The following is a 23,279-nucleotide window of genomic DNA, read 5'->3' as shown; positions in this document are numbered from 1 at the left end:
CCGCATCGAGCAGGCCGTCGGCGGTGCCTGCGGAGCCCCACGAGCCCCGGCCGTCCCGCCACCGACGTGATCGAGCTCCAGCAGCAGCGCGACGAAGCGCTGGAATGCGGCCGGATCGGAGAGCTTCCTGGCAATGACGGCCTCCTGCCTTCCCGCGGGTCGCCCTGGAGCCGTGCCAGCAGCACAGTGGAGCAGGACCTGCCTTCCGCGGTCGCGGTGATCAACAGGAAAGGAGTCACGTCGGCCAGGTCGAACCCTCGAGGACAGTGGGTGAAGCGGGCGGACCGGGAGGCCACGCACTGAGGATGCCTGGCGAGGTCGCGGGTGCCCACTCGATGGACACTCCCGTTGGCAGCGGCTCAACCTCCCGGGAGTCGACGCTCACGCACAGGCGAAAGTGGTCCCCGGCAGGCTGCACCCGGATGCGGACCGGTGTGGCCGCGGTGCGGGTGAGTAGACCCGTCAGCATCCGATCGAGGGCCAGGTCCGGATCCGCTTCGGCGGGTGGCTGCGGTTCGTGGTCGACGAGGAGATCGCCGAGCCCGGACAGGGTCTTGTCGATGCCGAGCACGTCGATGCGGCCATGCAGCATCACCATCGCCTCGACGTTGCGGGTGAAGGCGGCCTCGGTCGCGTTCTGAGAGCCGATGCGGGCGTACGCGGATCTCCGGTACTCGGAGACGGTGAGTTTGGCGTGTAGGCCGCTGAGTTGAGTATCGACGATCCCAACCGGGGCCGGGTCGGACTCCGGTGCGGCTGGATCGGAGGCGACGTCGAACGTGCTCAGCCGCAGCCTGGGTCCGAGACTGGTGGCCGGCAACTGATCGAGGCTCTCCGCCCGCGAGACCAGGTCGACCCGCTGCCGGTGCGTGTCCAGGGTGCGGAGGCCTCCCTCGCTCACGAAGGGCGAGACGATGAGCATGCGGCCACCCTTGAGCTGCGGCTCCGGGTCCTGGCCGATGCCCACACCTCGAAGCCAAGCTCCTTCACACCCTCGGGAGTTCCCAGGCGATCCGCGCGAAGCGGTCTGCCAGTGCGGTGATTGCCGTGCGACGCGCGCGGGGAGGGGTTCACCGCCATCGAGGGGAGCGCCCGCAGCAGCCCCGTCAGCGGTGCGTTGAGGCTTGCGGCAGCGGCGTCAACGGTCGGCGCGCCGTCGAGTCGGACGACGGCATCCCAGCAGCGGTCGAACGTCAGGTTCCTGCTGGCGCACAGGAAGCGGTAGCTCAACTCGTCCCCGCGGGCGAACTCGAGGAACCAGACCTTCGGGTGGAACAGACCCCTGGGCGGGTGGTGACCGGATGGATCATGGGCTCGAGGAACACCACCAGGTCACTGCGCGGATGCCCGAACGACATCACGCCGGCCTGGGCGAAGACGTCGATCCGGTCGGCAGCGCTGGCGATGGCACCCAGGACACCCAGTTCGTCGTCGACGCCGTGGGCCGCCAGGGACACGGGGACCCGCAGCGCCGCGTGAAGGTCGAGGGTGTACGTCGTGCCTACCGCACGCGCCAGCCGCCAACCGCGCGGCGGCTTGAGCAGGTCGGTCAGGGCCGAGCGGTTGTCGGGCTCAAGCATCGCGTTCCAGCCCCTCGTGGATGTCCAGCAGGATGCGTCGGACCTGTGGCCAGCGGAACTGCAGCTCGCCGGCACCCGAGGAGCCGCCCCACTGTGAGAGCCGCTTCCGGTTGCCGATCCGAGCCTGCGAACGCTTGTGCTGGCGCTCGCGGTCGCGGATGAACGCCCGTGCCGCCGTCGCATCCGACAGATCGGGGAGGCCGCTCACCAACCCGAGCTGCGTGACCCAGCCGTCGACGAACCTGCGGGTGGAGGGCGGGATCCGTACGCCCTGCCCCGAGACCCACCCCCACAGCCAGTCGGGACGCCACTGCCGCAGACCGACCGCGTCCGCATCGGCCCCCAGCGGGCGAGTCGGTCCGGTAATCGGCAAGCCGTGGTGGAGGGTCACCGCGAGGCGTCCCAGGTCGTCGGCGAGCAGCAGGTTGTAGAGAAGTGAAGCGCCCTGCATCGCCGTCGCGAACATGCGGGCGTGGTGCACGAGGTCACCGATCGCACCCGGAGCGTCGGAGATGGCAGGGTCGCTCCAGAAGGGGCCGGACTCCCGGGGACGGTGCGCGAGCAGCCATGTCAGGAGCGAGCCATCGACGGTGGCCAGCATGCGGTCGCGCAGCCAGCTGGCCTCCTGGAGGCTGAGATCGAAGCCGTCGCGGACCTCGTCCGGGAATCCGTCCGGGATGGTGGGGAGCGTGGGGCTCCACGCATCGACGGGGTGTCGGGCGGCCTCGTCATCCTGCAGTCGATGCACCACGGGCGCCAGCGCCGCCTCGGGCTCGAGGAGGATGCCCCATCGCGTGAGTGCCGCCCAGTAGACCGAGCTGGGCAGGCGCTTGAGGCCGCTCCCGCTGACCCGTCCAAAGGCGCCCTCCGATCCGGCGAGAGGGCCGATCAATCTACGCTCGTAGTGGTTGACGGCCCACGCCGTGTCGCTCTGGCGCGACGCCAACTGGTGACACCAGGGATGAACAGGAGATACCTGGCCCGGGTGAGAAGCGTGGAGGTGCCAGGGAAGAGGCCGTCCGCGATGGTGTCGCGGATCACCCCGATGCCGAGTTCGTCGCGACTCTCGCGGTCCATGAACAACTCGACAATCTCGCGCATGCGTCGCTGCTCCTCGGATGAGGCATCCAGCCAGCTGATGGTCGACGCCACGCCCATCCTTTCCCAGGTGGTCTCCGGGCTCACTCTAGCCACCGGGATCGGCACTCGACGTCGTGGGCGCCGGAGCGTTCCGCCTGCCCGACAGACCCAGGGCAGCATCCGCTCAACCGCTGCGGACCGTTTCCCCTGCCCGCTCCCGCAGGGGTGGTCGGAGCGTGCCACACTGGGCGGCGTCATTGTTGCCTGCGTCAGAGGGAGAGACCCGTGAAGCCGACCCGCCGGAGCCTGCTCGTCACAGGAATGCTCATGGGGTGGCGGGTTGCTCGCCCAAGGCCGGGCCCGTCCCGACCGCAAGCCCGACGCTCACGCCCACCCCGACGCCCACGCCGACCCCGACGCCCACGCCGGAGCCGCGGGCGCCGCTGACCGGCCTCAGCTTCACCGACCCCGCGGTCCTGACCCGCCCGGCGGTCGCCGTCAAGGTGCCGAACCTCAAGGTGGAGCAGCCGCAGTGGGGATCGACTCGGCAGACATCGTCATCGTCCAGCCCAACGGCGACGGATCGACCCGCCTCGTGCCGGTGTTCCAGAGCCGGTACCCGGAGGCGGTCGGGCCCGTCAGGTCGCTCCGACCCGCCGACGTGCCGCTGCTTTCACCGATCTTCCCGCTGGTCGCCAACACAGGTGCCGCCGACTGGGTGCTGGCCTACATCGACGCAAACTCGGAGCGACTCGAACGCATGACCTACCTCGAGGTCAAGAAGACCGGCGCCATGAGCGTCGACAAGGCGCGCCTCTACAAGGCCGGCGGCAAGACCCAGTACGACCGGGCCATCCAGGCCCACCCGCGAAGCTCGCCGAGATCGCCGCCCGCGCCGGCGCACCGGGTCATTACCTGGACTTCGCGCCCGACGCCGCCTCATCGTCGGCGGCGGACGGTGCCCCGCGACGAGCATCACCATCCCGTACGGCAAGCCGGGCAAGGCCGACATGGGCTACACGTTCGATGCCGCGGGTGGCCGGTACCTGCGCAGCCAGCCGTGGGGTGAGCACCTGCTCGCCGACGGCACCCGGGTGGCCGCCGACAGCGTGCTGATCGTCGGTGCCGACTGGGAGTACAAGCGCATCGGCAAGGGCCGTGACGCGCCCGACCCGGTGATGGACCTGATCGACGCCAGCGGCGCGTTCACCTACGCCACCGGCGGGACGTCGGTCACCGGCACCTGGACGAAGGGCGCCATCGCGGAACCCTTCGTGTTCACCACGGCGGCGGGCGACCCGCTGCTGCTCGCCCCGGGAACCACCTGGATCGAGCTTCCGCGGCCCACCGCAGACGTCGTGGTCGCCTGACTCACCCCGCCGACACCCCACCGCGGCGCCGGTAGACGGCCATCGCGGCGACGTAGGCGACCACGAGGACGCCGACGATCCATGCCAGGGCGACCCAGATGTCGCCGCCCACGGGCTGCCCCGTGAACAGGCTGCGCAGGGTATCGACGATCGCCGTCACGGGCTGGTGCTCCGCGAACCACCGCACGGGCCGGGCATCGTCTCTGTGGGCACGAACGCCGAGCTTATGAACGGCAGCAGGATCAGCGGGTAGGAGAACGCGCTCGCGCCGTCGACGGTGCTCGCCGTCAGGCCGGGGATCACGGCGACCCAGGTCAGGGCCAGCGTCAGCAGCGCCAGGATTCCGATGGCGGCCAGCCAGCCGAGGGCGCTGGCGGTCGGGCGGAAACCCATCACGACCGCGACGATGACAACCACCGCAACGGAGACGAGGTTGGCCACCAGTGACGTCAGAACGTGCGCCCACAGCACGCTGGGCGGGCGATCGGCATCAAACGGAAGCGCTCGAACAGACCGCCCTGCAGATCCTGGAACACCCGGAACGCGGTGTAGGCCACGCCCGAGGCGACCGTGATGAGCAGGATGCCAGGCAACAGGTAGGTGACGTAGTCGGCGTCTGATCCGGTGTGGATCGCGCCGCCGAAGACGTAGGCGAACAACAGCAGGAACGCGATGGGCATCACGGTCGTGGTGATGATCGTGTCGGGGCTACGGGTGATGTGGCGCAACGCCCTGCCGGTGAGGGTGGCGGTGTCGCCGAAGACATGGACGCTCATGATGCGCTCCTCTCGACCGGGCCGTGGCCCCGGTGCCGACCAGCGAGAGGAAGATCTCCTCAAGGGTCGGCCGCTTCTCGACATAGGTGACCTCGACGGGTGGCAGGAGGCGGAGCAGCTCCTCGAGGGTGCCCTCGACGATGATGCGGCCCTCGTGGAGGATCGCGATCCGGTCGGCCAACTGCTCGGCCTCCTCCAACTGCTGCGTGGTGAGCAGGACGGTCGTTCCCCGCCTGGCGAGCCCGCGGACGGCCTCCCACACCTCGAGCCGGGCCTCCGGGTCGAGCCCGGTGGTCGGTTCGTCGAGGAAGACGACGGCCGGGTCTCCGATCAGGCTCATGGCTATGTCGAGCCTGCGGCGCATGCCGCCGGAGTAGGTGCCGACCCGCCGGTCGGCGGCGTCGGTGAGCGAGAACCGGCGGAGCAGTTCGTCGGCGACCGCGGCCGGGTCGTCGACGTGACGCAGCCGACCGATCAGCCGCAGGTTCTCGCGTCCGGTGAGGATCTCGTCGACCGCCGCGAACTGCCCGGTCAGGCTGATGGCCGCGCGGACGGCGTCGGCGCGGGTCGCCACGTCGAGGTCGGCCACCTCCGCCTCGCCGGCGTCGGCACGCAGCAGGGTGGTGAGGATGCGGATGGTGGTCGTCTTGCCCGCCCCGTTCGAGCCGAGCAGCGCGTAGATGCTGCCCACGGGCACCTCGAGATCGACGCCGCGCAGCACCTCCACGTGCTTGAAGCTCTTCCGCAGCCCGGAGGCCCGGATGGCGGCGGCGGTCACGGCCGTTCATCCCTTCGGCCTCGTCGATGGCCCTGACCAGGCGGGCGCGCTCCTTGTCGATCCAACGCCTTCCCGTGTAGGCCTCCGCGAAGTCCTCCGCGAACCCGACGGGGTCGTCGCCGACGATGTCGCGCACGCCTGTGCCGTCGGTGGCGGCCCGCTCCCACAGGTCGGCGAGGTCGCCGACCATCGTGACGAGTGATGCGCCGTCGACGATGCCGCCCTGGTACTGCAGGTAGCGCAGCAGGGCCTCCGCGGCCCTCCTGTGTGCCGGTGGCAGGGCGGCGATCCGCGCGATGGCCTGCCGGTACTGCTTCTTCTCCTCAAATGGACCCGTGAGGGTCTCAAGCCAGCTCATGATTGCTCCCTTGAATGGGGTTCGTCGGGGCGCGGAGTTCTCCGATGCGCTCGGAGAGGAACTGCCACGTCCTCCAGAAGTCGTCGAGTTGGTCCGAGCCGCGTGGGTTGAGGGTGTACACCTTCCGCGGCGGGCCCTTCTCTGATGGGACCTTTTCCACGTCGACGAGACCCCGCTGCTCGATCCGCACCAGGAGGGCGTAGATGGTTCCCTCGGCGATGTCGGCAAACCCCTGTCCCGCAGGGAGGCGGTGATCTCGTAGCCGTAGGCGGGTCGTCGGGAGAGGATGGCCAGCACGATGCCCTCGAGCGTCCCCTTGAGCATCTCGGTGTCCTGCCTGGCCATCCTGCCCTCCCGGTACCTAGTGTCATTGACTACTACTAGATAGTAAGACTGAGTAGCGGGGAGGCAAGGGTTTGCGCAGAGGAATTCCCAGAAAGAAGAAGCGACCCCGCCGACCTTCCGGTCAGCGGGGTCGGGTCGACCCGGGTCAGGGACGAGTGGGGCGATCGCCCGGCGCGGATGCGTCAGCCAGCCCTCGGGCACGCCGAGGCCCTCGACGAGTTCCCTCGCCCTGCCGCGCAGCTCACCGCACAACTGGTCGACGGCGGCCGTGACCGCCTTGCTGCGGCGCGGATCGAACGCCTCGTGCTCCAGGTACCAGGCGCGGTTGGCCTCGATGGTCGACAGCGCGTACAGGTCGCACACCTTCACGAGCAGTGCCTTGACGTAGTCGTCCTCGCACTCCTCGATGGCCTCGATGAACGTCTCGAGCACCATGCGGTCGATGTGGGCCCGCGCGGCCTCCAGCATGTGGGGCTGGCACTGGTTGACGGCCCGAACGCGTCCTCGGCCTTGCTCGCCACCCGCATCCGTTGCGCCAGCCCCTCGATGACGTGCGTCTCGCGGAACTCGAACATCTGGATGTGCCAACCGCGGGCGCGCAGCCGCTGCGTCTCCGGCTTGCGGTCTGCCGTCGCCATGAGGCGGTCGATCAGCGAGCGGGCGGTCGTGCGTTCGAGGACGGTGCCGCCGATCAGACGCGCCGTCTTCTGGGCGGTGCCGCGCAGGTCCATCTCCCCCAGGAGGTGCGGTAGTGCAGCAGCAGCGCCTTGGCCACGAGCTGAAGCAGGACGGTGTTGTCGCCCTCGAAGGTAGCGAACACGTCCGCGTCCTGGCGCAGCAACGTGATGGCGTTGTCGCTCATGTAGCCCGCGCCGCCGCACGCCTCGCGGCACTGCTGGATGGTGTCGTTGGCCCAGCGGGTCTGGGCCGCCTTCATGCCGGCCGCGAACGTCTCGAGCGTCCGTGCGGCCTGCGTGTCGGAGCCCGCCTGGTCGGTCACCTTCTGCAGGTCGAGGGCCAACTGGTTCTGGGCGAACCCGAACGCGTAGGCCTGCGCGATGTTGGGGAGCAGGCGTCGCTGGTGCGCCAGATAGTCGAGGAGCAGGATCTCCTCGCCGAGGCCGGGTTCCCGGAACTGCCTGCGCCGGTCGGCGTAGTTGGTGGCGATGGTCAGCGCCTTCCTGGTGGCCGAGGCGGCACCGCCTCCGACGCAGATCCTGCCGCGCACCAGCGTGCCGAGCATCGTGAAGAACCGCGCGTTCTTCGACTTGATCGCCGACTGGTAGACCCCGTCCACATCGACGCCGCCGTACCGGTCGAGCAGCATCTCACGGGTACCCGCACGTGTTCAAACGCGATGGTGCCGTTGTCGACGCCGAGCAGGCCGCCCTTGTGGCCGTGGTCGCCGAGGGTCACGCCGGGCAGCGCGTTGCCCTGCTCATCGCGGATCGGCACGAGGACCACGTGCACCCCCTCGTGCACGTCGCCCACCCAGAGCTGGCCGAACACGGCGGCCATCCGTCCGTCGCGCCCGGCGTTACCGATGTAGGCCTTCGTGGCCGTGGGGTGGGGAGTGGACGACGAACTCGGAGGTCTCCGGGTCCCAGGTGATCGACGTCTCGATCGACTGCACGTCGGAACCGTGCCCGAGCTCCGTCATGGCGAAACAGCCGGGCAGATCGACGCTGATGGCGTCGGGCAGGAAGGTCTCGTGGTGCCACTGGGTGCCGAGGTTGACGATGGCGCCGCCGAACAGGCCGTGCTGGACGCCCGACTTGATGGTCAACGAGAGGTCGCCCATGGCCACCATCTCGAAGTTGGCGACCGAGTCGGCCGCGGTGCCGGTGCCGCCCTGCGCGGTGGGGAAGCCGGCCGTGACGAACTGGCGGTGTGCCAGGCGGACGACGCCATCGAGCGTCCATGCGCGCGCGTCCTCCATCGAGAGCGCGGTGTCGCGGACGACGTCGTCCGCGGTCACCTCGTCGCGCCACCGCTGCTTGATCGCGTGGAACGGGCCGTCGAGGGCTCTGCGGAGGGCTTCGCCGGTGGGCGAGATGGTCATGGTCTCAACTCCTTTGTTGGGCTTCGAATGCTGGTGCGAAGAACTGGTCGATGTAGGCGACCACCTCGGCCCGGGGCGTCGCAGGTTCGTGACGATCCACCGGTCGGCGACGGCCCAGATGAAACCGACGGCACCGTGGGCCCAGATGTTGGCCGGCTCGACGTCGCGGCCCTGGTTGTGCAGCCAGGCGTGGAAGGTCCTGGCGACCTCGTTGCCGATCTTGGTGGTGATGGTCGCCACGGGATCCTCCGTCGGCGTCTCGCCGGTCGGGCGGGATGAGACGAACAGGTAGAGGTTGCGGTCGCGCTCGACCACCGCGAGGTAGGTGTCGGCCAGTTCGGCGATCAGGTCGCGCGGGCCGAGGTGCTCGGCGTCCTCGAGGGAAGGGTGCGCAGGATGTAGTCGTGCACCGAGGACACGATCTCGCGGTAGAGACCGGCCTTGTCGCCGAAGTGCCGGTAGAGGACCGTCTTCGAGGTCTTCGCCTGCGCGGCGATCTCGTCCATCCCGACGCCCGGGCCCAGTTCCCGGATGGTGCGCACGGCCTCCTCCACGAGGGCGCGCCTGCGTTCGGCGTTGTGCTGCTCCCAGCGCGCCGCGCGGCCGTCTACCGGTGCTTCGGAGTCGTTCATGCCCGCAAGAGTACCCGAGACTTGCAGTACCTGCTACTGTCGGTAACAGATACGTCCCGAGAGGATCAACGATGACTTCACGCAACGCGGTGGTGGTCGGTGGCAACCGCACCCCGTTCGTCAAGGCGGGCGGCAAGTACGCCCTCGCCTCAGCCCAGGACCTGATGACCGCGGCCCTCGACGGCCTCGTCGCCCGCTTCGGCCTCGCGGGCCAGAAGGTCGACGAGGTGGTCGGCGGCGCCGTCCTCAAGCACACGCGCGACTTCAATCTGACGCGCGAATCGGTGCTCGGTTCGGCGCTCTCGCCGCTCACCCCGGCCTGCGACCTGCAGCAGGCGTGCTGCACCGGCCTCGAGGCCGTCGTCTACGCGTCGAACAAGATCAGGCTCGGCCAGGCGCAGGTCGCCATCGCCGGCGGCGTCGACACCGCCTCCGACGCGCCGATCGTCGTGACCGAGTCGCTCCGCAAGGCACTGCTCGCGCTGAACCGGGCGCGCAGCGTGCCGAGAAGCTCCGGGCGCTCGGCAGGATCCGGCCCGGCGACCTGATGCCCGTGCCTCCCGGCGTCGTCGAGCCGCGCACCGGCCTCAGCATGGGCGAGTCGCAGGCACTGACCACCGAGAAGTGGGGCGTCAGCCGCGCCGAGCAGGACGAGCTCGCCTACCTGTCGCACCGCAACCTGGCCAAGGCCTGGGACGAGGGCTTCTTCGACGACCTGGTCACCCCTACCTGCGGGTCTCCAAGGACGCGATCCTGCGACCCGAGACGTCCATCGAGGCGCTCGCGAAGCTGCGCCCCGTGTTCGGCAAGGGCGACGCGGCCACGATGACGGCGGGCAACTCGACCGCGCTGACCGACGGCGCCGCCGTCGCACTCCTCGCGGAGGAGGAGGAGGCGCGCCGTCGAGGGTGGCCTGTGTTGGCGAGGGTGGTCGACGCGCAGGTGGCGGCCTCCGACTACGTCAACGGCGCCGGCGACCTCCTGCTCGCCCCGTCTCGGCGATCCCGGAACTGCTCGAACGCAACAACCTCGCCATGGGTGACTTCGATTTCTACGAGTTCCACGAGGCGTTCGCGTCCACCGTGCTCGCCACGCTGACGGCGCTCGAGCAGAAGGGGCTCTACGTCGAGCGGTCGAAGCTCAACGTCAAGGGCTCCTCGCTCGCGGCCGGGCATCCCTTCGCGGCGACCGGAGCCCGCATCGTCGCCTCGCTCGCGAAGATGCTGGCCGAGAGGGGCCCGGGTCCCGCGGCCTGATTTCCATCTGTGCGGCAGGCGGCCAGGGCGTCGTCGCGATCCTGGAGGCATGAGCCACATGAGCGTTCTCGAGATGATCTACGGCACCCCTGCCGGCAAGTTCGTGGCCCGCAAGGTGGGCCTCAGCGACCCGCCCGTGCTGCGCCGCGGCCGCGTGATGCCGACCGGGCCAGTCGTGCTCGGTGAGCTTCCCGGCGGGGGCTCGCCCGCGAGACCCTCACCCTGCTCGGCATCACCCCAGGTCAGCCCATCGTCGACCTGCCCGAGGCGCGGGTCAAGGACGACAAGGGCCGCGCGGTGCCGGCCCGCTACCCGGCCCGGCCGGGCGCCATCATCGTCGATGCCACCGGGCTGCGGGAGATCACGCAGCTCGAGGGCATCCGGGCGATGTTGCGGCCGGTGATGCGGTCGCTGGAGACGTCGGGCCGCATCATCCTCCTGGCAAGCGACGCGCTCGCCGTCGACGGTCTGGAGGCGAAGGCGGTCGCGCAGGCGATCGACGGCGTCAACCGCACCGTCGGCAAGGAACTGCGCGACGGCTGCACCTCCAACCTCGTGTTCGTGCGGAAGGGCGCCGTCGCCTCCGACCTGGCGTCGACGCTGTCCTTCCTGCTCGAGGGTCGCTCCGCGTTCGTCGACGGGCAGACCTGGCGGGTCGGTCCGGCCACCGTGACCCATCAGGTGAGCCCCAGGCCCTACGACGGGCGGTTGGTCGTCGTCACCGGCGCCGCGCGGGGCATCGGCGCCGCGATCGCGCGCACGTTCGCGCGTGACGGCGCAACCGTCGTGGCCATCGACATCCCCGGTGCCGGAGACGCGCTCGCGAAGGTGGCCAACGAGATCGGCGGATCGGCCCTGCAGCTGGACATCACCGTGTCCGACGCCGGGGCCCGCATCGCCGAGCACGTGGCATCGCGGCACGGGGCGGACACCCGCATCTGGGCGATGGTGCACAACGCGGGCATCACCCGCGACAAGATGCTCGCCAACCTGGACGAGAAGCAGTGGGCGAGCCTCATGGACGTCAACCTGGCCGCCCAGATCCGGATCAACGACTTCCTGCTCGCAGGTGACAGGCCGGGTGGCCTCGCAGCAGAGGCCCGTCTCGTCGGTATCGCCTCCACCTCCGGCGTGGCCGGCAACAAGGGCCAGACCAACTACGCGGCCTCCAAGGCGGGCGTGATGGGTACGTGTGGGCCCTGCGTGACGCGCTGGGGACAGGCCCGTCACGATCAACGCCGTCGCGCCCGGCTTCATCGAGACCGACATGACGGCGGCGATCCCGTTCGTGCAGCGGGAGGTCTTCCGGCGAACCAACTCGCTCGGGCAGGGTGGCAACCCTGTCGACGTCGCCGAGACCCTCGCCTACCTGTGCGACCCCGCCTCCGGCGGCGTCAACGGGCAGATCGTGCGGGTGTGCGGCCAGAACCTGATCGGAGCCTGACATGGGTCGCGATGTCCGTTCGCTGTCGGCGCCGCCCGACGCGAAGAAGGTGCTGCTGAAGGGCCTGGTCGGGTCGTTCCGGAAGAGGGGCATGAAGGTGGGCGCGCTGCCCGACCGCAGCTACCTGCTGATGGACCAGAAGCAGGACCTGACCTGGCTCGCCGCCTACGACCGGGTGTGCGGCTTCACGCTGCGCGACGAGGTGCCTGCCACCTGGTTGCACGTACAGACCTTCCCGCTGCAGGCGGCCATGATGGCCGAGGACGACTTCCCGATGTCGCTGGCCGGCCTCGTGCACGTCAGCAACACCATGACGCTGCACCGCCGCGTCACCGTGGGGAGCGGCTGCGGATGAGGGTGTGCGCGGAGAACCTGAGCCCGCATCCCAAGGGGTCTCGTTCGACATGCGCGGTCAGATCCACGTCGGCGACGAGATCGTGTGGGAGGGGGTGTCGAACTACCTGTCGATCGGGGCGAAGGGGGTGGGGGAGAGCCGGTGAAGGCCGAACACCTCGCCGCCCCGACGGCCGCGCCGTCGCAGCTGTGGCGGCTGCCGGCCGACCTCGGCCGTCAGTACGCCAAGGTGTCCGAGGATGCCAACCCGATCCACCTGTCTCCCGTGACGGCAAGGATGTTCGGCTTTCCGAGGGCGATCGCGCACGGCATGTGGGTGCACGCCCGCTCCCTCGCGGCACTCTCCGGCCGGCTGCCTGCCGCCTACACGGTGCGGGTGCAGTTCGCCAAGCCGGTCCTGCTGCCGGGCAAGGTGTGGTTCGCCACCGAGGTCGACGGCGACCTCCGTCGGTTCTCGGTGGTGAACAAGGACGGGAAGCCGCACCTGGTCGGTGAGCTCACCCCGCACTGAGGGCGTCCCGGCGCCGGACCTCGGAGCTCAGACCTCGGACATCGGTGGGGCGCCCTCGAAAAATCGGCCAGTGGCCGGTTCTGGTCGGTCTGGTTGGAACTTTCGGCCACTACCTGCGGGGTCGGGTCGGTGGGGTGCCCTCTCAAAATCGGCCAGTGGCCGGTTCTGGTCGGTCTGGTTGGAACTTTCGGCCACTACCTGCGGGGTCGGGTCGGTGGGGCGCCCTCGAAAAATCGGCCAGTGGCCGGTTCTGGTCGGTCTGGTTGGAACTTTCGGCCACTACCTGCGGGGTCGGATCGGTGGGGTGTCCTCGCAAAATCGGCCAGTGGCCGGTTCTGGTCGGTCTGGTTGGAACTTTCGGCCACTACCTGCGGGGTCGGGGTAGCGGGATGACGGAAGGACGGGTGGCTCACCTTCGGTGGGTCGCCCGGCCGCCGTGGCCTCCGATGGCGTCGGCGGCCCGCACCAGTGCCAGGTGGGAGAACGCCTGGGGAAGTTGCCGGTCTGCCTGGCGGCAGCCGGGTCGTACTCCTCGCTGAGCAGGCCGAGGTCGTTGGCGGTCGCGCACGCCCGCTCCATCAGGGCGGTGGCGTCGTCGAGGCGGCCCACCATCGCGTACTGCTCGACGAGCCAGAAGGTGCACGCCAGGAAGGCGTTCTCGCCGCCCGCGACTCCGTCGTCGGTGCTGTAACGCATCACGAAGCCGTCGACCAGCAGCCTGCGCTCGATCTCCGCCACCGTCGCGACCATCCGGGGGTCGTCGGCCGCGCAGAACCCGACCTGGGGCAGCAACAGGAGCGCACCGTCCACAGCGGTGGTTCCGTAGTGCTGGACGAAGTGCCCGCGCTCCGCGTCGTAGCCGTTGGCCTCGATCTCGCGGCGCATGTGGTCGCGAAACGACTCCCAGCGCGACACGTCGCCCGGCAACCCGTGGGTCCGCACCGCCCGGACGGCGCAGTCGAGGGCGGCCCACACCATCACCCTCGAGTGCGTGAACATCTCCGGCTCGTCGCGCACCTCCCACATGCCCTGGTCGGGCATGTCGATCCGCTCGATGGCCTGCTCGACCAGGGCCTGCTGGAGCGACCAGGAGAACCTGTCCTCACCGAGGCCCGCCACCCGCGCCGCGTCCAGCGCGACGAGGACCTCGCCGATGACGTCGGCCTGGAACTGGTCGACGGCGCCGTTGCCGATCCGCACGGGGAGGAGCCCTCGTAGCCGGGCAGGCTGGTGAGGATCCGCTCCGGCAGGTCGCGCTCCCCGGCCAGCCCGTACATGATCTGCAGTTGCGCGGCGTCGCCGGCGACTGCGCGGAGCAGCCAGTCGCGCCAGTGGTGGGCGATGTCGATGAACCCGTGGGCGATCAACGCCTCGAGCGTGAGGGCGGCGTCGCGCAGCCACACGTAGCGGTAGTCCCAGTTGCGTTCGCCTCCGATCGCCTCCGGGAGCGACGTGGTGGCCGCCGCCGCGACGCCGCCCGTCCGCTCGTCGGTGAGGGCGCGCAGCACCAGCAGCGATCGGGTCACCAGGGCGTGCTCCGGGCCGTCGTGCTCGGTCTTGTCGCTCCAGTCCTGCCACCAACGGCGGGTCGACGCGAGGTCGGCGTCCACGTCGCGGGGTGGGGTCCCGTCCAGGTGCGACCGTTGCCAGGTGAGGGTCAGGTCGCGGACGGCGCCGGCCTCCACCGTGAACCTGGTGCTGTGCCGGTGGCCGTGGCCCTGCAGACGAACTCCGCGCAGGTCGATGGCGTCGGGGCCCGCGATGGCGCGCAGGCAGGGCTCGTCGTGGGTACCCGTCTGGCGCACCCACGGGATGGCGCGGGCGTAGTCGAAGCGCAGGCGGACGTGGCACTCGAACTCCACCCTGCCGCTGACGCCCCGGACGCGTCGCACCACGGCCGTGTCGTGGCCGATCGGCATGGCTTCGATGACCTCGGCCTCGCCGGTCGGGGTGGTCCAACGGTTGACGAGGACGAACGTGTCGCCGTCGTAGCTTCGCTCCATCCGGGCGTGTGGGTCGGCCGGGCGCAGCGACCAGCGTCCGTGCCGCTCGTCGCCGAGCAGCGCACCGAAGATGGAACCGGAGTCGAAGCGCGGCAGGCAGAGCCAGTCGAGGTCGCCGTTGCGTGAGACGAGGGCCGCGGTGCGGCAGTTGCTGAGCAGCGCATAGTCCTCGATCGGGTGTCCCATCAACCGATTGTGCCCCCGGGCCCGGCGCCGGGGCGGGGGCGCGAAGCGGGCTCGGAACGGGTGCTCGACCCGCAGGCCGATGAGCCTGCACAATGGCCGCGTGAAGCCCCGCCACCTCATCATCCCGCTCCTCGCGCTGCTCGTCGGCTACGGTGTGGGCGTCGCGCAGCCGATCGTGGTTCGTGACCCTCTCGTCGTCGGCCAGGACGCCGTGGTTGACGGCACCGTGCCCCGGGTCACCCTCGCGGACGCGGGTGGTGACGTGCTCGTGATCGACCCGCCCGACGGCGAGGCCCGCGTCGCGTTCGTGCTGTACCCCGGCGGCCTGGTCCGTCCACAGGCCTATGAGTGGATCGGGCACGCGCTGGCCGGGCACGGGGTGCGCACCCTCATCCCGGAGATGCCGTTCGACCTGGCGGTGCTCGACGCCGATCGGGCCGGGCAGGTCGCAACCGAGCTGGCACCGGGCCTCGACGTGGTGGTCGGCGGCCATTCGCTCGGGGAGTGATGGCGGCCTCCCATGCCGGGAAGACCCCTGCCGTTGCCGGACTCGTGCTGCTGGCGGCCTACCCTCCGACGGCGACGACCTCACCGCGGCCGGAGTCCCGACGCTGTCCCTGATGGCCGAGCACGACGGGTTGGCCGATGAGGCAGACATCCGTGGTGGGCTCGCCAGGCTCCCCGCCGACACCCGGCTGGTCGTCATCGACGGCGCGGTGCACAGCTTCTTCGGTCGTTACGGGCCGCAGGCCGGCGACGGCGTGCCGACCGTACCGCGGGCGGCAGCGGAGGCGCAGATCACCGGTGAGCTGGTCGCCTTCTTCGACGGCCTCGGCTGAGTCGGACGCGTCGGTCCACCCCGCGGCTCCTCAGCGGGAAACCAGGTATCCGGAGATGGTGTCGGCCCCGCGACGATCACGAGGCCCCACCCTCCTGGCCGGCCCGTCTGAGCGACCCGGGTGTCCACGCGTCCACCTCCCGCCCGAGCGGTCGCAGGGGAACCGGCCCTCGCCCGCCGCGAACTCGTGCTCCTCATCACCCATCCTCAGCGGCACGCAGGCGCGCTCCCGCCCACACGCGAACACCTCGTCGGCCCCGGCCGGGGCCGCGTCGCCCGTGGCCAGATCCACCAGCACCGCGGTGTCCCCGACGCCGCGCAGCACAGCCTCCGAGTCGTCCGAGACGAACGCCCAGTCGAAGTCGAAGTACCCGGTGCTGATCGACTGGCGCCACGCGATGGTGCCGGAGGCCCGGTCGATCGCGACCAACTCGCCGACCAGGCCGCTGAAGTCGGTTCTGAGGCCGTCGGCCCGGCGTCGACGATCACCTCCTTCCCGGTGAAGCGGCACGCGATGAAGTGGTCGGAGACCCGTGGCCGAGCCTCGACGTCCATGGGGCAGTGGCTTGCGCCCTTGATGCTCCAGGCGACCCGCCCCGTCGAGCGGTCGAGCCCGACGGCTCGCAACGCGTCCGCCGGGATCTCATCGCCGGCCTTGATCCCCGCGTAGTACCCCGCGCCGCCGATGCCGATGATCCGCTCTCCGGCGCCCTCGTCGTCCCACGACCAGCCGCTGTCCGAGCTGGACCGCGGCCCGAACACGTCCACATACGGCACCTCCCACAGCGTCCGGCCGTCGGCCTGGTACCCGAGCAGCTCGGTGCCTCCCTCGTCCGCACGGTCGTTGGTCGAGTAGACGTGCTCGCCGAGGAACCGCACGTTGCCGTCGGCGACGTAGGACGGGTCGGGCGCCAGGGTGCCGGCCACGGGGTCGGCGCGGTACCGCGTCCCGCCGTCATCGTCGGAGCGGTGGATCTGGAAACAGAACGCAGGATGGTCGTCCGAGCACCGCCGCGGCCGGGTGAGCCCCCAGAACTCCAGGGCGGGGAGCCGCACCTCGTCGCCGGTGCGCGCATCGAGGACCATCACGCGGTGGGAACCGGACCCGGTCGCCGCGAGCGCGGCAGCCCAGAGCGCGCCGTCATGCTGGAGGATCTGCGGATTGATGGCGACCCCGATCGTGCCGCCCCGGGCACTGCTGCGCGCCGCCACAACTCGTTGCCGGTGAGGGTCTCGTAGCCGACCAGTGCGAGGCTGGAGCCCACATGGACATAGGCGACGATCACGTCGTCGGTGACGGCGGGAGCCCCCACGAGGGCGACCCGGTTCTGCCAGGCCAACCGCACCGGCGCCACGGGCGTCGCGCTCGGTGAGGTGGACGGCGTCGCGGCGGGTGAGCGTGCAGGGGTGGGTGTCGGCGCCTCCGGCGCGAGGGCAGGCGCGCAGCCGAGCGCGACCAGGGCGGTCAGCGGGAGCGGGATCGCGCGCAGTAGACGGTGCATCGCAGCTTCCTCCCAGGAGCGGGTAGATGTCTTCGACTTTAGGCAGCGCAACTCCCCACACGCCCGGAGTTCCCAGGGGCTGTGGATAACCCCGGCCGACCGTCACCGCCGAGCGCGCCCGCTGATGGCCGCGGATGGCGAAGCCGCTCCACGGGCGGCTTCAGTAGAATGCGGCCCATGAGCGTCCCCAATGTCCTGGCCAACCGCTACGCCTCCAAGCAGATGCGCGACATCTGGGCCCCGAGGCCAAGATCGTCTCCGAACGCCGCCTCTGGCTCGCCGTGCTCCGCGCCCAGCGCGACCTCGGCGTCGACTTCGGCGGCGCCGACCCGAACGCCGTGATCACCGCCTACGAGCGCGTCATCGACCAGGTGGACCTCGACTCCATCAACGCCCGTGAGCGCATCACCCGCCACGACGTGAAGGCCCGCATCGAGGAGTTCAACGACCTCGCCGGGTTCGAGCACATCCACAAGGGCATGACCTCGCGTGACCTCACCGAGAACATCGAGCAGCTGCAGGTGCTCGACGCGCTGCGCCTCATCCGCGCCCGCGTCGTCGCCACCCTGGCGCAGCTCGCGCGCCTCGCCACCCAGTACGCCGACCAGCCGCTCACGGGTCGCTCCCACAACGTCGCCGCGCAGCTCACCACCCTGGGCAAGCGCTTCGCGACGGCAGCCGACGAGCTGCTCGTCTCCCTCGACCGGCTCGACGACCTCATCGGTCGCTACCCGGCGCGCGGCATCAAGGGCCCCGTCGGCACCGCGCAGGACATGCTCGACCTCCTCGGCGGCGATGCCGGCAAGCTCGCCGAGCTGGAGCGCCGGATCGCCGACGAGCTCGGCTTCGCGCAGGTGTTCACGTCGACCGGCCAGGTTTACCCCCGCTCGCTCGACTACGACGCGGTCACCGCGCTCGCGCAGGTGGCGGCCGCGCCGTCCAACGTGGCCACCACGATCCGCCTGATGGCCGGCCTCGAGCTGGTGACCGAGGGGTTCAAGGAGGGCCAGGTGGGCTCGTCGGCGATGCCCCACAAGATGAACACCCGCTCCTGCGAGCGCGTCAACGGCCTCGCCGTGGTCGTCCGCGGCTACGTGTCGATGGTCGGCGAACTGGCCGGCGATCAGTGGAACGAGGGCGACGTTTCCTGCTCCGTGGTGCGTCGCATCGCGTTGCCCGACGCGTTCTTCGCCCTCGACGGCCTGTTCGAGACGTTCCTGACGGTGCTCGCCGACTTCGGCGCCTTCCCGCCGTCATCGAGGCCGAGCTGCAGCGGTACCTCCCGTTCCTGACCACCACCAAGGTGCTGATGGCCGCCGTCCGCAAGGGATCGGCCGCGAGGTTGCCCACGAGGCGATCAAGGAGCATGCCGTGGCCGTCGCGCTCGACCTGCGCAAGGGGCCCGCACCAACGACCTCCTCGACCGGCTCGCCTCCGATGAGCGCCTCGGCCTCACCCGCGCAGACCTCGACGCGCTGATCGTGTCGCCGCTTGAGCTCGCGGGAACCGCGCAGGCGCAGGTGGCCCGGGTCTCCGAGCGGGTCGCCGCGGTCGTCGCCGCCGACCCGGAGGCCGCCGCCTACACCCCGGCTCCGTCCTCTGACGCGACGCCGACGAGGGGCTTTGTCCGATCAGTTCGGGTGAGCGACCCCGGTTGTGACCTTCCTGGCCCAGACCGATACGGTGCAGGACATGCGGATAGGGATCCCCAACGAGGTCGGGCCCGGTGAGAACCGGGTTTCTGCGACCCCCAAGACGGTCGGGCAACTGATCGCCCTTGGATATGACGTACTGATCGAAACAGGGGCCGGCGTCCGCGCCGCGTTCCCCGACGAGGCATATGCGGAGGCGGGAGCGACCGTCGGGAGCGCGACGGAGGCGTGGGGAGCGACATCGTCCTCACCGTCAACGCGCCCACCGACGCGCAGATCGCGCTCCTCAGAGCAGGAGCCGTGCTCATCGGCTTCCTGTTCCCGCGTCAGGACGAGGCGCTCACCGAGCGACTCGCCGCGCGCGGTGTGACGGCAATGAGCATGGACATGGTGCCGCGCACCAGCCGCGCCCAGGCGCTCGACGCACTCAGCTCGATGGCCAACATCTCCGGCTACCGCGCCGTCGTCGAGGCGGCGCACGCGTTCGGCCGCTTCTTCACCGGCCAGGTCACCGCCGCGGGCAAGGTGCCCCCGGCAAAGGTGCTCGTCGCGGGCACCGGCGTCGCGGGCCTCGCCGCCATCGGCGCGGCCAACTCGCTCGGCGCCATCGTCCGAGCCACCGACGTGCGGCCCGAGACCGCTGAGCAGGTCGAGTCGATGGGCGCCACGTTCCTGCACGTCGACACGGCGGGCCAGGGCGTCAGCTCTGACGGCTACGCCAAGGAGGTCGGGCCGACTACGCGGCCAAGGCCGCCCAGCTGTACGCCGACCAGGCCGCAGACGTCGACATCATCGTCACCACGGCAGCCATCCCCGGAAGGCCCTCGCCGAAGCTGATCACCGCCGACATGGTCGCCACCATGCGGCCCGGCTCCGTGATCGTCGACCTCGCCGCCCAGGGCGGCGGCAACTGCGAGCTGACCCGCCCCGGTGAGAGCTACACCACCGACGGTGGCGTCACCATCATCGGCTGGACCGACCTGGCGAGCCGGCTCCCCGGTCAGTCGTCGCAGCTGTACGGCACCAACCTCGTCAATGCGCTCACGCTGATGACCCCGGAGAAGGACGGCCAACTGGTCGTCGATTTCGACGACGAGGTCGTGCGCACCATGACCACCGTCCGCGACGGCGAGGTCACGTTCCCACCACCGCCGATCGAGGTGTCGGCCGCGCCGGTCGCGAAGCCGGCCGCGGAGGTCGCTCCCATCGTCGCCGAGCCGAAGCAACCCCGCCCTGGTGGCACCAGGTCGTCATGGTCGGGGTCGCGGCCATCGTGCTGATCGCGACGCTCACGGTCGCGCCCGCGTCCTTCGTCAGCCTGTTCGGCATCTTCGCGCTCGCCTGCGTCGTCGGCTACTACGTGGTGTGGAACGTCACCCACGCCCTGCACACCCCGCTGATGAGCGTCACCAACGCCATCAGCGGCATCATCATCGTCGGCGCGATGACCCAGTTGGCGAGCGACTCCATGCTCGTCAAGATCATCGCGGCGGTCGCGGTGCTGCTCGCCTCCATCAACGTGTTCGGCGGCTTCGCCGTGACCCAGCGCATGCTCGGCATGTTCAGGAAGGACTGATCGGCCATGCTGACGAACTTCATCAACGCGACCTACATCGCAGCCGGGCTGATGTTCATCCTCGCGCTCGCCGGGCTCTCGAAGCACGAGACGGCACGCAAGGGCAACGTCTACGGGATCATGGGCATGGTGTTCGCCGTTGTGGCGACCAACTTCGCCATCGCATACCGCGACTATGCCAGCCACAACCTCCAGGTCGACGCGGCCATCATGCTGTACGCGGCGCTCGCCATCGGCGGCGCCATCGGGCTGTGGCGGGCCAAGAAGGTCGAGATGACGGGCATGCCCGAACTCGTCGCCCTGCTGCACAGCTTCGTTGGTGCCGCCGCCGTACTGGTCGGCTTCAACGTGCACCTCGATTCGGGCGGCCACGCCGACGCGCTGCACTCGATCGAGGTGTTCCTCGGTGTGTTCATCGGCGCCGTCACCTTCACCGGGTCGCTCGTGGCGTGGGGCAAGCTCAACGGGAAGATCAAGTCCAAGCCGCTGACGCTGCCGGGTCGGCACTGGTTGAACCTCACCGTCGTCATCGCGATCGCACTGCTCGGCTGGTGGTACCTGGCGACCGGCTCGATCCTGCCGCTGATCATCGCCGCCGTGCTGTCGCTCCTGCTGGGCGCCCACCTCGTGGCGGCCATCGGCGGCGCGGACATGCCCGTCGTCGTGTCGATGCTCAACTCGTACTCGGGCTGGGCGGCTGCGGCGAGCGGCTTCATGCTCGACATGAGCATCCTGATCATCACCGGCGCGCTCGTCGGTGCCTCCGGCGCGATCCTCTCCTTCATCATGTGCAAGGCCATGAACCGCTCGTTCGTCTCCGTCATCCTGGGCGGGTTCGGCGACGCCGTCGCCACCGGGGAGACCGTGACTACGGGAACACCGCGAGGCATCGACCACCGAGGTCGCGGCCCTGCTCGAGGCGGCCGACTCCGTGATGATCGTCCCCGGCTACGGCATGGCGGTCGCGCAGGCGCAGTATGCCGTCGCGGAGCTCACCGAGCGGCTGCGGGGCAGGGTAAGAAGGTCGGCTTCGGCATCCACCCCGTTGCCGGACGCCTTCCGGGTCACATGAACGTGCTGCTCGCAGAGGCCAAGGTGCCCTACGACATCGTGTTCGAGATGGATGAGATCAACGATGACCTGAAGGACACCGATGTGGTCCTCGTGATCGGCGCCAACGACACCGTCAACCCCGCGGCCATGGAGCCAGGCTCGCCGATCTCCGGCATGCCGGTGTTGCGCGTCTGGGAGGCGGGCACCGTCGTGGTGTTCAAGCGCTCGATGAGCGCGGGCTACGCGGGCGTGCAGAACCCGCTGTTCTTCAACGAGAACTCGGTGATGTGCTTCGGTGACGCCAAGGCGACCGCTCAGGAGATCGTCGCGGCGCTGCCCGCGAAGGTTAACGCCTGAGCCGAACCCCCAACGGCCGGCGCCCGACCCTCAGGTCAGGCGTCGGCCGCTCCCATTGTCTTGGTGTTCTGCGTCATCAGCGCGGCCTCGGCCTTGGGGCCGGTGCGTCGGGCCAACCACCTGGCGAAGCTGGAGAGGCTGAAGTTGACGATCAGGTAGATCACGAGGACCACCGCGAAGATCGAGAAGGCGTAGCGGTTGCCGAAGAACTGGGTCAGGGTGCCCGCTGTGCGCAGAATCTCGGGATAGGCGACCACGTAGGCCAGCGAGGTGTCCTTCAGCAGCACCACCAGCTGCGCCACGATGATCGGCAGCATCTGCCGGAAGGCCTGCGGGAACTCCACGATGAGTCGGGTGGCCGTCGACGTCAGACCGAGCGACAGGCCCGCCTCCCGCTGGCCGCGGGGAAGCGACGCGATCCCCGCACGGAGCGCCTCACCGATGATGGCCCGTTGTAGACGGTCAACGCGAGCACCACGGGCCACATGCCCGAGAGCCCGAGGGCGAGCAGGATGAACAGCATCATCAGCAGCACCGGCATGCCCGGAAGAACTCCAGCACGATGGTGGTGGGCACCCGGATCCAGGCCGATCGGGCGCTGCGGGCGAAGCAGAGTAGGACGCCGAGGATCAGGGCGAGCACGGCGGCGATGCCTGCGGCCCGCAGCGTGCCCATCAGGAGGCCGCGCACGAGGAGCGAGTACCAGACGTCGCCCTCGGCGAAGATGTCCCAGCGGCTCGGGTCCCACAGGCCGCTGAGGACAGCGCCGTTGACGGTGGTGCGGGGCTGCCCGAGGCGCCACAGGAACCAGAAGGCGAGCCCGGCGAGAGCGATCGTCAGGACGATGGACAGCACGCGCGACAGCCGGCGGGTGCGCGGGCCGGGTGCGTCGTAGAGGACGTTGAGGGTGCTCATCGCTGGACCGCCACCTTCCGCTCGATGACCCGGCGATCTGGCCGAGGGGATGGTGATGATCAGGTAACACGCCGCGATACCCATCAGGATCGGGATGACGGCGTTGCCGTTCTCGTTGGCGAGCTGCTTGGAGACGGCGACGAGTTCGACGACGTAGAAGCCGGCAGCCACCGACGTGTTCTTCGTCAGGGCGATGAAGACGTTGATCAACGGCGGGATGGTCATCCGGAATGCCTGCGGCAGGATGATGAGTCCCACCGTCTGCCCGAAGGTCAACCCGACGGATCTCGCCGCCTCGGCCTGACCGATCGGGACGCCGTTGATGCCGGAGCGGATCGCCTCGGCCACGAACGCCGAGGTGTAGATGGCCAGCGACAGGTAGGCGCCGACCATGAAGTTGAACCGCACGTCAAGGGTGGGCAGCACCACGATGATCAGGAAGAACACCAGGGTGAGCGGGGTGTTGCGGACAAGTTCGGTGTAGCCAGTCGCGACGGCCCGGAGGCTTGCGAGGGGCGAGATGCGCAGCAGCGCGATGACGATGCCGAGAAGGAGGGCGCCGATGCCACCCACGATCAGTAGCTCGAGGGTGACCTTGAAGCCTGCCCAGTACTGGTCCAGGTTGGCGAATACCGCCTCCATCCGCGCCTC

Annotated in this window: 32 protein-coding genes and 6 pseudogenes; 15 read left to right on the top strand and 23 right to left on the bottom strand. The window is 69.8% G+C overall.

The features are described 5' to 3' along the window. Positions 1-235: 235 nt before the first annotated feature. The 5 genes from G7085_RS06010 to G7085_RS29630 are packed head-to-tail and all read right to left on the bottom strand — an operon-like array spanning position 236 to position 2,738. The gene (locus G7085_RS06010; protein WP_197510277.1) at positions 236-967 is read right to left on the bottom strand and encodes a phospholipase D family protein; all 732 of its coding nucleotides are present in this window, start codon (positions 965-967) and stop codon (positions 236-238) included. Beyond that, the gene (locus G7085_RS06005) at positions 898-1,230 is read right to left on the bottom strand and encodes a hypothetical protein (RefSeq protein WP_197510276.1); all 333 of its coding nucleotides are present in this window, start codon (positions 1,228-1,230) and stop codon (positions 898-900) included. Before G7085_RS06005 ends, G7085_RS06010 begins: the two co-directional genes overlap by 70 nt. After that, complete coding sequence (locus G7085_RS06000) at positions 1,227-1,580, bottom strand: hypothetical protein (protein WP_197510275.1); 354 nt, start codon at positions 1,578-1,580, stop codon at positions 1,227-1,229. The genes G7085_RS06005 and G7085_RS06000 overlap by 4 nt, the downstream gene beginning before the upstream one ends. After that, on the bottom strand, positions 1,573-2,472 hold the full coding sequence (locus G7085_RS05995; RefSeq protein ID WP_197510274.1) for a DUF6361 family protein: 900 nt from the start codon (positions 2,470-2,472) through the stop codon (positions 1,573-1,575). The genes G7085_RS06000 and G7085_RS05995 overlap by 8 nt, the downstream gene beginning before the upstream one ends. After that, positions 2,469-2,738, bottom strand: a complete 270-nt coding sequence (locus G7085_RS29630; RefSeq protein WP_269452051.1) for a DUF6361 family protein — start codon at positions 2,736-2,738, stop codon at positions 2,469-2,471. The genes G7085_RS05995 and G7085_RS29630 overlap by 4 nt, the downstream gene beginning before the upstream one ends. Before the next feature lie 262 nt (positions 2,739-3,000). Between G7085_RS29630 and G7085_RS05985 the strand changes: the two genes are divergently transcribed. Together G7085_RS05985 and G7085_RS05980 are read left to right on the top strand one after the other, a co-directional pair. Next, positions 3,001-3,729 (top strand): DUF3048 domain-containing protein, encoded by a 729-nt coding sequence (locus G7085_RS05985; RefSeq protein WP_197510272.1) that lies wholly within the window; start codon positions 3,001-3,003, stop codon positions 3,727-3,729. Beyond that, positions 3,671-4,030: a DUF3048 C-terminal domain-containing protein gene (locus G7085_RS05980; RefSeq protein ID WP_197510271.1), complete on the top strand. Its 360-nt coding sequence runs from the start codon at positions 3,671-3,673 to the stop codon at positions 4,028-4,030. Before G7085_RS05985 ends, G7085_RS05980 begins: the two co-directional genes overlap by 59 nt. Before the next feature lies 1 nt (position 4,031). On the opposite strand, the gene G7085_RS29625 is transcribed toward G7085_RS05980, so the two are convergent. From G7085_RS29625 to G7085_RS05935, 12 genes and pseudogenes are all read right to left on the bottom strand, one after another. Next, complete coding sequence (locus tag G7085_RS29625) at positions 4,032-4,190, bottom strand: hypothetical protein (protein WP_269451788.1); 159 nt, start codon at positions 4,188-4,190, stop codon at positions 4,032-4,034. Further along, positions 4,187-4,501, bottom strand: a complete 315-nt coding sequence (locus tag G7085_RS29620; RefSeq protein ID WP_331715502.1) for an ABC transporter permease — start codon at positions 4,499-4,501, stop codon at positions 4,187-4,189. Before G7085_RS29620 ends, G7085_RS29625 begins: the two co-directional genes overlap by 4 nt. Next, entirely contained in the window at positions 4,480-4,806 is a 327-nt protein-coding gene (locus G7085_RS29615; RefSeq protein ID WP_269451787.1) for an ABC transporter permease, read from the bottom strand. Before G7085_RS29615 ends, G7085_RS29620 begins: the two co-directional genes overlap by 22 nt. Beyond that, complete coding sequence (locus G7085_RS05970; RefSeq protein ID WP_197510270.1) at positions 4,739-5,584, bottom strand: ABC transporter ATP-binding protein; 846 nt, start codon at positions 5,582-5,584, stop codon at positions 4,739-4,741. The genes G7085_RS29615 and G7085_RS05970 overlap by 68 nt, the downstream gene beginning before the upstream one ends. Before the next feature lie 88 nt (positions 5,585-5,672). Next, positions 5,673-5,942, bottom strand: a pseudogene (locus tag G7085_RS05965) (DUF1048 domain-containing protein); the annotation flags it as partial. Continuing rightward, the gene (locus G7085_RS36225) at positions 5,929-6,132 is read right to left on the bottom strand and encodes a PadR family transcriptional regulator (protein ID WP_456300391.1); all 204 of its coding nucleotides are present in this window, start codon (positions 6,130-6,132) and stop codon (positions 5,929-5,931) included. The pseudogene G7085_RS05965 and the gene G7085_RS36225, both read right to left, overlap by 14 nt. A 407-nt stretch (positions 6,133-6,539) precedes the next feature. Continuing rightward, a pseudogene (locus G7085_RS24515) lies at positions 6,540-6,755 on the bottom strand (acyl-CoA dehydrogenase); the annotation flags it as partial. Next, positions 6,653-7,018 carry a hypothetical protein gene (locus G7085_RS24510; RefSeq protein ID WP_231979279.1) on the bottom strand — a complete coding sequence of 122 codons (366 nt, stop codon included), beginning with the start codon at positions 7,016-7,018 and terminating at the stop codon, positions 6,653-6,655. The gene G7085_RS24510 and the pseudogene G7085_RS24515, both read right to left, overlap by 103 nt. Further along, positions 6,979-7,530, bottom strand: coding sequence for an acyl-CoA dehydrogenase family protein (locus G7085_RS05950; protein WP_197510269.1), 552 nt, complete (start codon positions 7,528-7,530; stop codon positions 6,979-6,981). Before G7085_RS05950 ends, G7085_RS24510 begins: the two co-directional genes overlap by 40 nt. Further along, positions 7,458-7,805 (bottom strand): hypothetical protein, encoded by a 348-nt coding sequence (locus tag G7085_RS05945; protein WP_197510268.1) that lies wholly within the window; start codon positions 7,803-7,805, stop codon positions 7,458-7,460. The genes G7085_RS05950 and G7085_RS05945 overlap by 73 nt, the downstream gene beginning before the upstream one ends. Before the next feature lie 19 nt (positions 7,806-7,824). After that, on the bottom strand, positions 7,825-8,664 hold the full coding sequence (locus G7085_RS05940) for an acyl-CoA dehydrogenase family protein (protein WP_197510267.1): 840 nt from the start codon (positions 8,662-8,664) through the stop codon (positions 7,825-7,827). 29 nt (positions 8,665-8,693) lie between these two features. Next, positions 8,694-8,981 carry a TetR/AcrR family transcriptional regulator gene (locus G7085_RS05935; protein WP_197510266.1) on the bottom strand — a complete coding sequence of 96 codons (288 nt, stop codon included), beginning with the start codon at positions 8,979-8,981 and terminating at the stop codon, positions 8,694-8,696. A gap of 71 nt (positions 8,982-9,052) precedes the next feature. Between G7085_RS05935 and G7085_RS29605 the strand changes: the two genes are divergently transcribed. The 8 genes from G7085_RS29605 to G7085_RS05910 all read left to right on the top strand — a co-directional run bounded on the left by G7085_RS29605 (position 9,053) and on the right by G7085_RS05910 (position 12,546). Further along, the gene (locus G7085_RS29605; RefSeq protein WP_269451786.1) at positions 9,053-9,529 is read left to right on the top strand and encodes a thiolase family protein; all 477 of its coding nucleotides are present in this window, start codon (positions 9,053-9,055) and stop codon (positions 9,527-9,529) included. A gap of 5 nt (positions 9,530-9,534) precedes the next feature. Further along, positions 9,535-9,810 carry a thiolase family protein gene (locus G7085_RS29600; protein WP_331715936.1) on the top strand — a complete coding sequence of 92 codons (276 nt, stop codon included), beginning with the start codon at positions 9,535-9,537 and terminating at the stop codon, positions 9,808-9,810. Continuing rightward, positions 9,711-10,079 carry a thiolase family protein gene (locus G7085_RS29595; protein WP_331715935.1) on the top strand — a complete coding sequence of 123 codons (369 nt, stop codon included), beginning with the start codon at positions 9,711-9,713 and terminating at the stop codon, positions 10,077-10,079. The genes G7085_RS29600 and G7085_RS29595 overlap by 100 nt, the downstream gene beginning before the upstream one ends. Further along, positions 10,016-10,237, top strand: coding sequence for a hypothetical protein (locus G7085_RS24505; RefSeq protein ID WP_231979278.1), 222 nt, complete (start codon positions 10,016-10,018; stop codon positions 10,235-10,237). Before G7085_RS29595 ends, G7085_RS24505 begins: the two co-directional genes overlap by 64 nt. Before the next feature lie 58 nt (positions 10,238-10,295). Beyond that, positions 10,296-10,640 carry a hypothetical protein gene (locus G7085_RS05925; protein ID WP_231979277.1) on the top strand — a complete coding sequence of 115 codons (345 nt, stop codon included), beginning with the start codon at positions 10,296-10,298 and terminating at the stop codon, positions 10,638-10,640. Beyond that, entirely contained in the window at positions 10,535-11,740 is a 1,206-nt protein-coding gene (locus G7085_RS05920; RefSeq protein WP_197510264.1) for an SDR family NAD(P)-dependent oxidoreductase, read from the top strand. Before G7085_RS05925 ends, G7085_RS05920 begins: the two co-directional genes overlap by 106 nt. After that, on the top strand, positions 11,731-12,036 hold the full coding sequence (locus tag G7085_RS05915; RefSeq protein WP_197510263.1) for a hypothetical protein: 306 nt from the start codon (positions 11,731-11,733) through the stop codon (positions 12,034-12,036). Before G7085_RS05920 ends, G7085_RS05915 begins: the two co-directional genes overlap by 10 nt. Before the next feature lie 141 nt (positions 12,037-12,177). Then, positions 12,178-12,546, top strand: coding sequence for a MaoC family dehydratase (locus tag G7085_RS05910; protein ID WP_197510262.1), 369 nt, complete (start codon positions 12,178-12,180; stop codon positions 12,544-12,546). A gap of 279 nt (positions 12,547-12,825) precedes the next feature. Here G7085_RS05910 and G7085_RS32160 read toward each other — a convergent pair. Then, positions 12,826-14,735 (bottom strand): annotated as a pseudogene (locus G7085_RS32160) (glycoside hydrolase family 15 protein). A gap of 79 nt (positions 14,736-14,814) precedes the next feature. On the opposite strand from G7085_RS32160, the gene G7085_RS29580 reads away from it, so the two are divergent. Together G7085_RS29580 and G7085_RS32155 are read left to right on the top strand one after the other, a co-directional pair. Further along, positions 14,815-15,243 carry an alpha/beta hydrolase gene (locus G7085_RS29580; RefSeq protein WP_197510261.1) on the top strand — a complete coding sequence of 143 codons (429 nt, stop codon included), beginning with the start codon at positions 14,815-14,817 and terminating at the stop codon, positions 15,241-15,243. Continuing rightward, positions 15,167-15,574 (top strand): alpha/beta hydrolase, encoded by a 408-nt coding sequence (locus G7085_RS32155; protein WP_331715934.1) that lies wholly within the window; start codon positions 15,167-15,169, stop codon positions 15,572-15,574. Before G7085_RS29580 ends, G7085_RS32155 begins: the two co-directional genes overlap by 77 nt. Positions 15,575-15,780: 206 nt before the next feature. On the opposite strand, the gene G7085_RS05890 is transcribed toward G7085_RS32155, so the two are convergent. Continuing rightward, positions 15,781-16,659, bottom strand: coding sequence for a hypothetical protein (locus G7085_RS05890; RefSeq protein WP_197510260.1), 879 nt, complete (start codon positions 16,657-16,659; stop codon positions 15,781-15,783). Beyond that, positions 16,659-17,126, bottom strand: coding sequence for a hypothetical protein (locus G7085_RS05885; RefSeq protein ID WP_197510259.1), 468 nt, complete (start codon positions 17,124-17,126; stop codon positions 16,659-16,661). The genes G7085_RS05890 and G7085_RS05885 overlap by 1 nt, the downstream gene beginning before the upstream one ends. A 126-nt stretch (positions 17,127-17,252) precedes the next feature. On the opposite strand from G7085_RS05885, the pseudogene purB reads away from it, so the two are divergent. The 3 pseudogenes from purB to G7085_RS05870 all read left to right on the top strand — a co-directional run. Further along, a pseudogene (gene purB, locus G7085_RS05880) lies at positions 17,253-18,664 on the top strand (adenylosuccinate lyase); the annotation flags it as partial. 103 nt (positions 18,665-18,767) lie between these two features. Continuing rightward, a pseudogene (locus G7085_RS05875) lies at positions 18,768-20,303 on the top strand (Re/Si-specific NAD(P)(+) transhydrogenase subunit alpha). 6 nt (positions 20,304-20,309) lie between these two features. After that, positions 20,310-21,713 (top strand): annotated as a pseudogene (locus G7085_RS05870) (NAD(P)(+) transhydrogenase (Re/Si-specific) subunit beta). 35 nt (positions 21,714-21,748) lie between these two features. Here the strand turns inward: G7085_RS05870 and G7085_RS05865 are convergent. Genes G7085_RS05865 through G7085_RS05860 form a run of 3 tightly spaced genes read right to left on the bottom strand, consistent with a single transcriptional unit; the run spans position 21,749 to position 23,270 of the window. Further along, complete coding sequence (locus tag G7085_RS05865; RefSeq protein WP_231980006.1) at positions 21,749-22,096, bottom strand: hypothetical protein; 348 nt, start codon at positions 22,094-22,096, stop codon at positions 21,749-21,751. Then, positions 22,081-22,248, bottom strand: coding sequence for a hypothetical protein (locus tag G7085_RS24495; protein ID WP_231980815.1), 168 nt, complete (start codon positions 22,246-22,248; stop codon positions 22,081-22,083). Before G7085_RS24495 ends, G7085_RS05865 begins: the two co-directional genes overlap by 16 nt. Then, the gene (locus tag G7085_RS05860) at positions 22,239-23,270 is read right to left on the bottom strand and encodes an ABC transporter permease subunit (RefSeq protein ID WP_197510257.1); all 1,032 of its coding nucleotides are present in this window, start codon (positions 23,268-23,270) and stop codon (positions 22,239-22,241) included. Before G7085_RS05860 ends, G7085_RS24495 begins: the two co-directional genes overlap by 10 nt. Positions 23,271-23,279 lie beyond the last annotated feature (9 nt).

This window comes from Tessaracoccus coleopterorum (assembly GCF_011174705.1).
In the GTDB taxonomy this organism is placed as follows: Bacteria; Actinomycetota; Actinomycetes; order Propionibacteriales; family Propionibacteriaceae; genus Arachnia; species Arachnia coleopterorum.
Note: the sequence above shows the minus strand (reverse complement) of the source record. Positions and strands in the feature narration are given on the sequence as shown.

What these genes read in the sequence shown, in the direction of transcription:
- G7085_RS06000 (WP_197510275.1), bottom strand. Translation starts at nt 1,580, where the DNA reads ATGCTTGAGCCCGACAACCGCTCGGCCCTGACCGACCTGCTCAAGCCG.
- G7085_RS29630 (WP_269452051.1), bottom strand. Translation starts at nt 2,738, where the DNA reads ATGGGCGTGGCGTCGACCATCAGCTGGCTGGATGCCTCATCCGAGGAG.
- G7085_RS05980 (WP_197510271.1), top strand. Translation starts at nt 3,671, where the DNA reads ATGGGCTACACGTTCGATGCCGCGGGTGGCCGGTACCTGCGCAGCCAG.
- G7085_RS29615 (WP_269451787.1), bottom strand. Translation starts at nt 4,806, where the DNA reads ATGAGCGTCCATGTCTTCGGCGACACCGCCACCCTCACCGGCAGGGCG.
- G7085_RS24510 (WP_231979279.1), bottom strand. Translation starts at nt 7,018, where the DNA reads ATGGACCTGCGCGGCACCGCCCAGAAGACGGCGCGTCTGATCGGCGGC.
- G7085_RS05950 (WP_197510269.1), bottom strand. Translation starts at nt 7,530, where the DNA reads ATGCTCGGCACGCTGGTGCGCGGCAGGATCTGCGTCGGAGGCGGTGCC.
- G7085_RS05945 (WP_197510268.1), bottom strand. Translation starts at nt 7,805, where the DNA reads ATGGCCGCCGTGTTCGGCCAGCTCTGGGTGGGCGACGTGCACGAGGGG.
- G7085_RS05935 (WP_197510266.1), bottom strand. Translation starts at nt 8,981, where the DNA reads ATGAACGACTCCGAAGCACCGGTAGACGGCCGCGCGGCGCGCTGGGAG.
- G7085_RS29605 (WP_269451786.1), top strand. Translation starts at nt 9,053, where the DNA reads ATGACTTCACGCAACGCGGTGGTGGTCGGTGGCAACCGCACCCCGTTC.
- G7085_RS24505 (WP_231979278.1), top strand. Translation starts at nt 10,016, where the DNA reads ATGGGTGACTTCGATTTCTACGAGTTCCACGAGGCGTTCGCGTCCACC.
- G7085_RS05925 (WP_231979277.1), top strand. Translation starts at nt 10,296, where the DNA reads ATGAGCGTTCTCGAGATGATCTACGGCACCCCTGCCGGCAAGTTCGTG.
- G7085_RS29580 (WP_197510261.1), top strand. Translation starts at nt 14,815, where the DNA reads ATGAGCCTGCACAATGGCCGCGTGAAGCCCCGCCACCTCATCATCCCG.
- G7085_RS05890 (WP_197510260.1), bottom strand. Translation starts at nt 16,659, where the DNA reads ATGGTCCTCGATGCGCGCACCGGCGACGAGGTGCGGCTCCCCGCCCTG.
- G7085_RS05860 (WP_197510257.1), bottom strand. Translation starts at nt 23,270, where the DNA reads ATGGAGGCGGTATTCGCCAACCTGGACCAGTACTGGGCAGGCTTCAAG.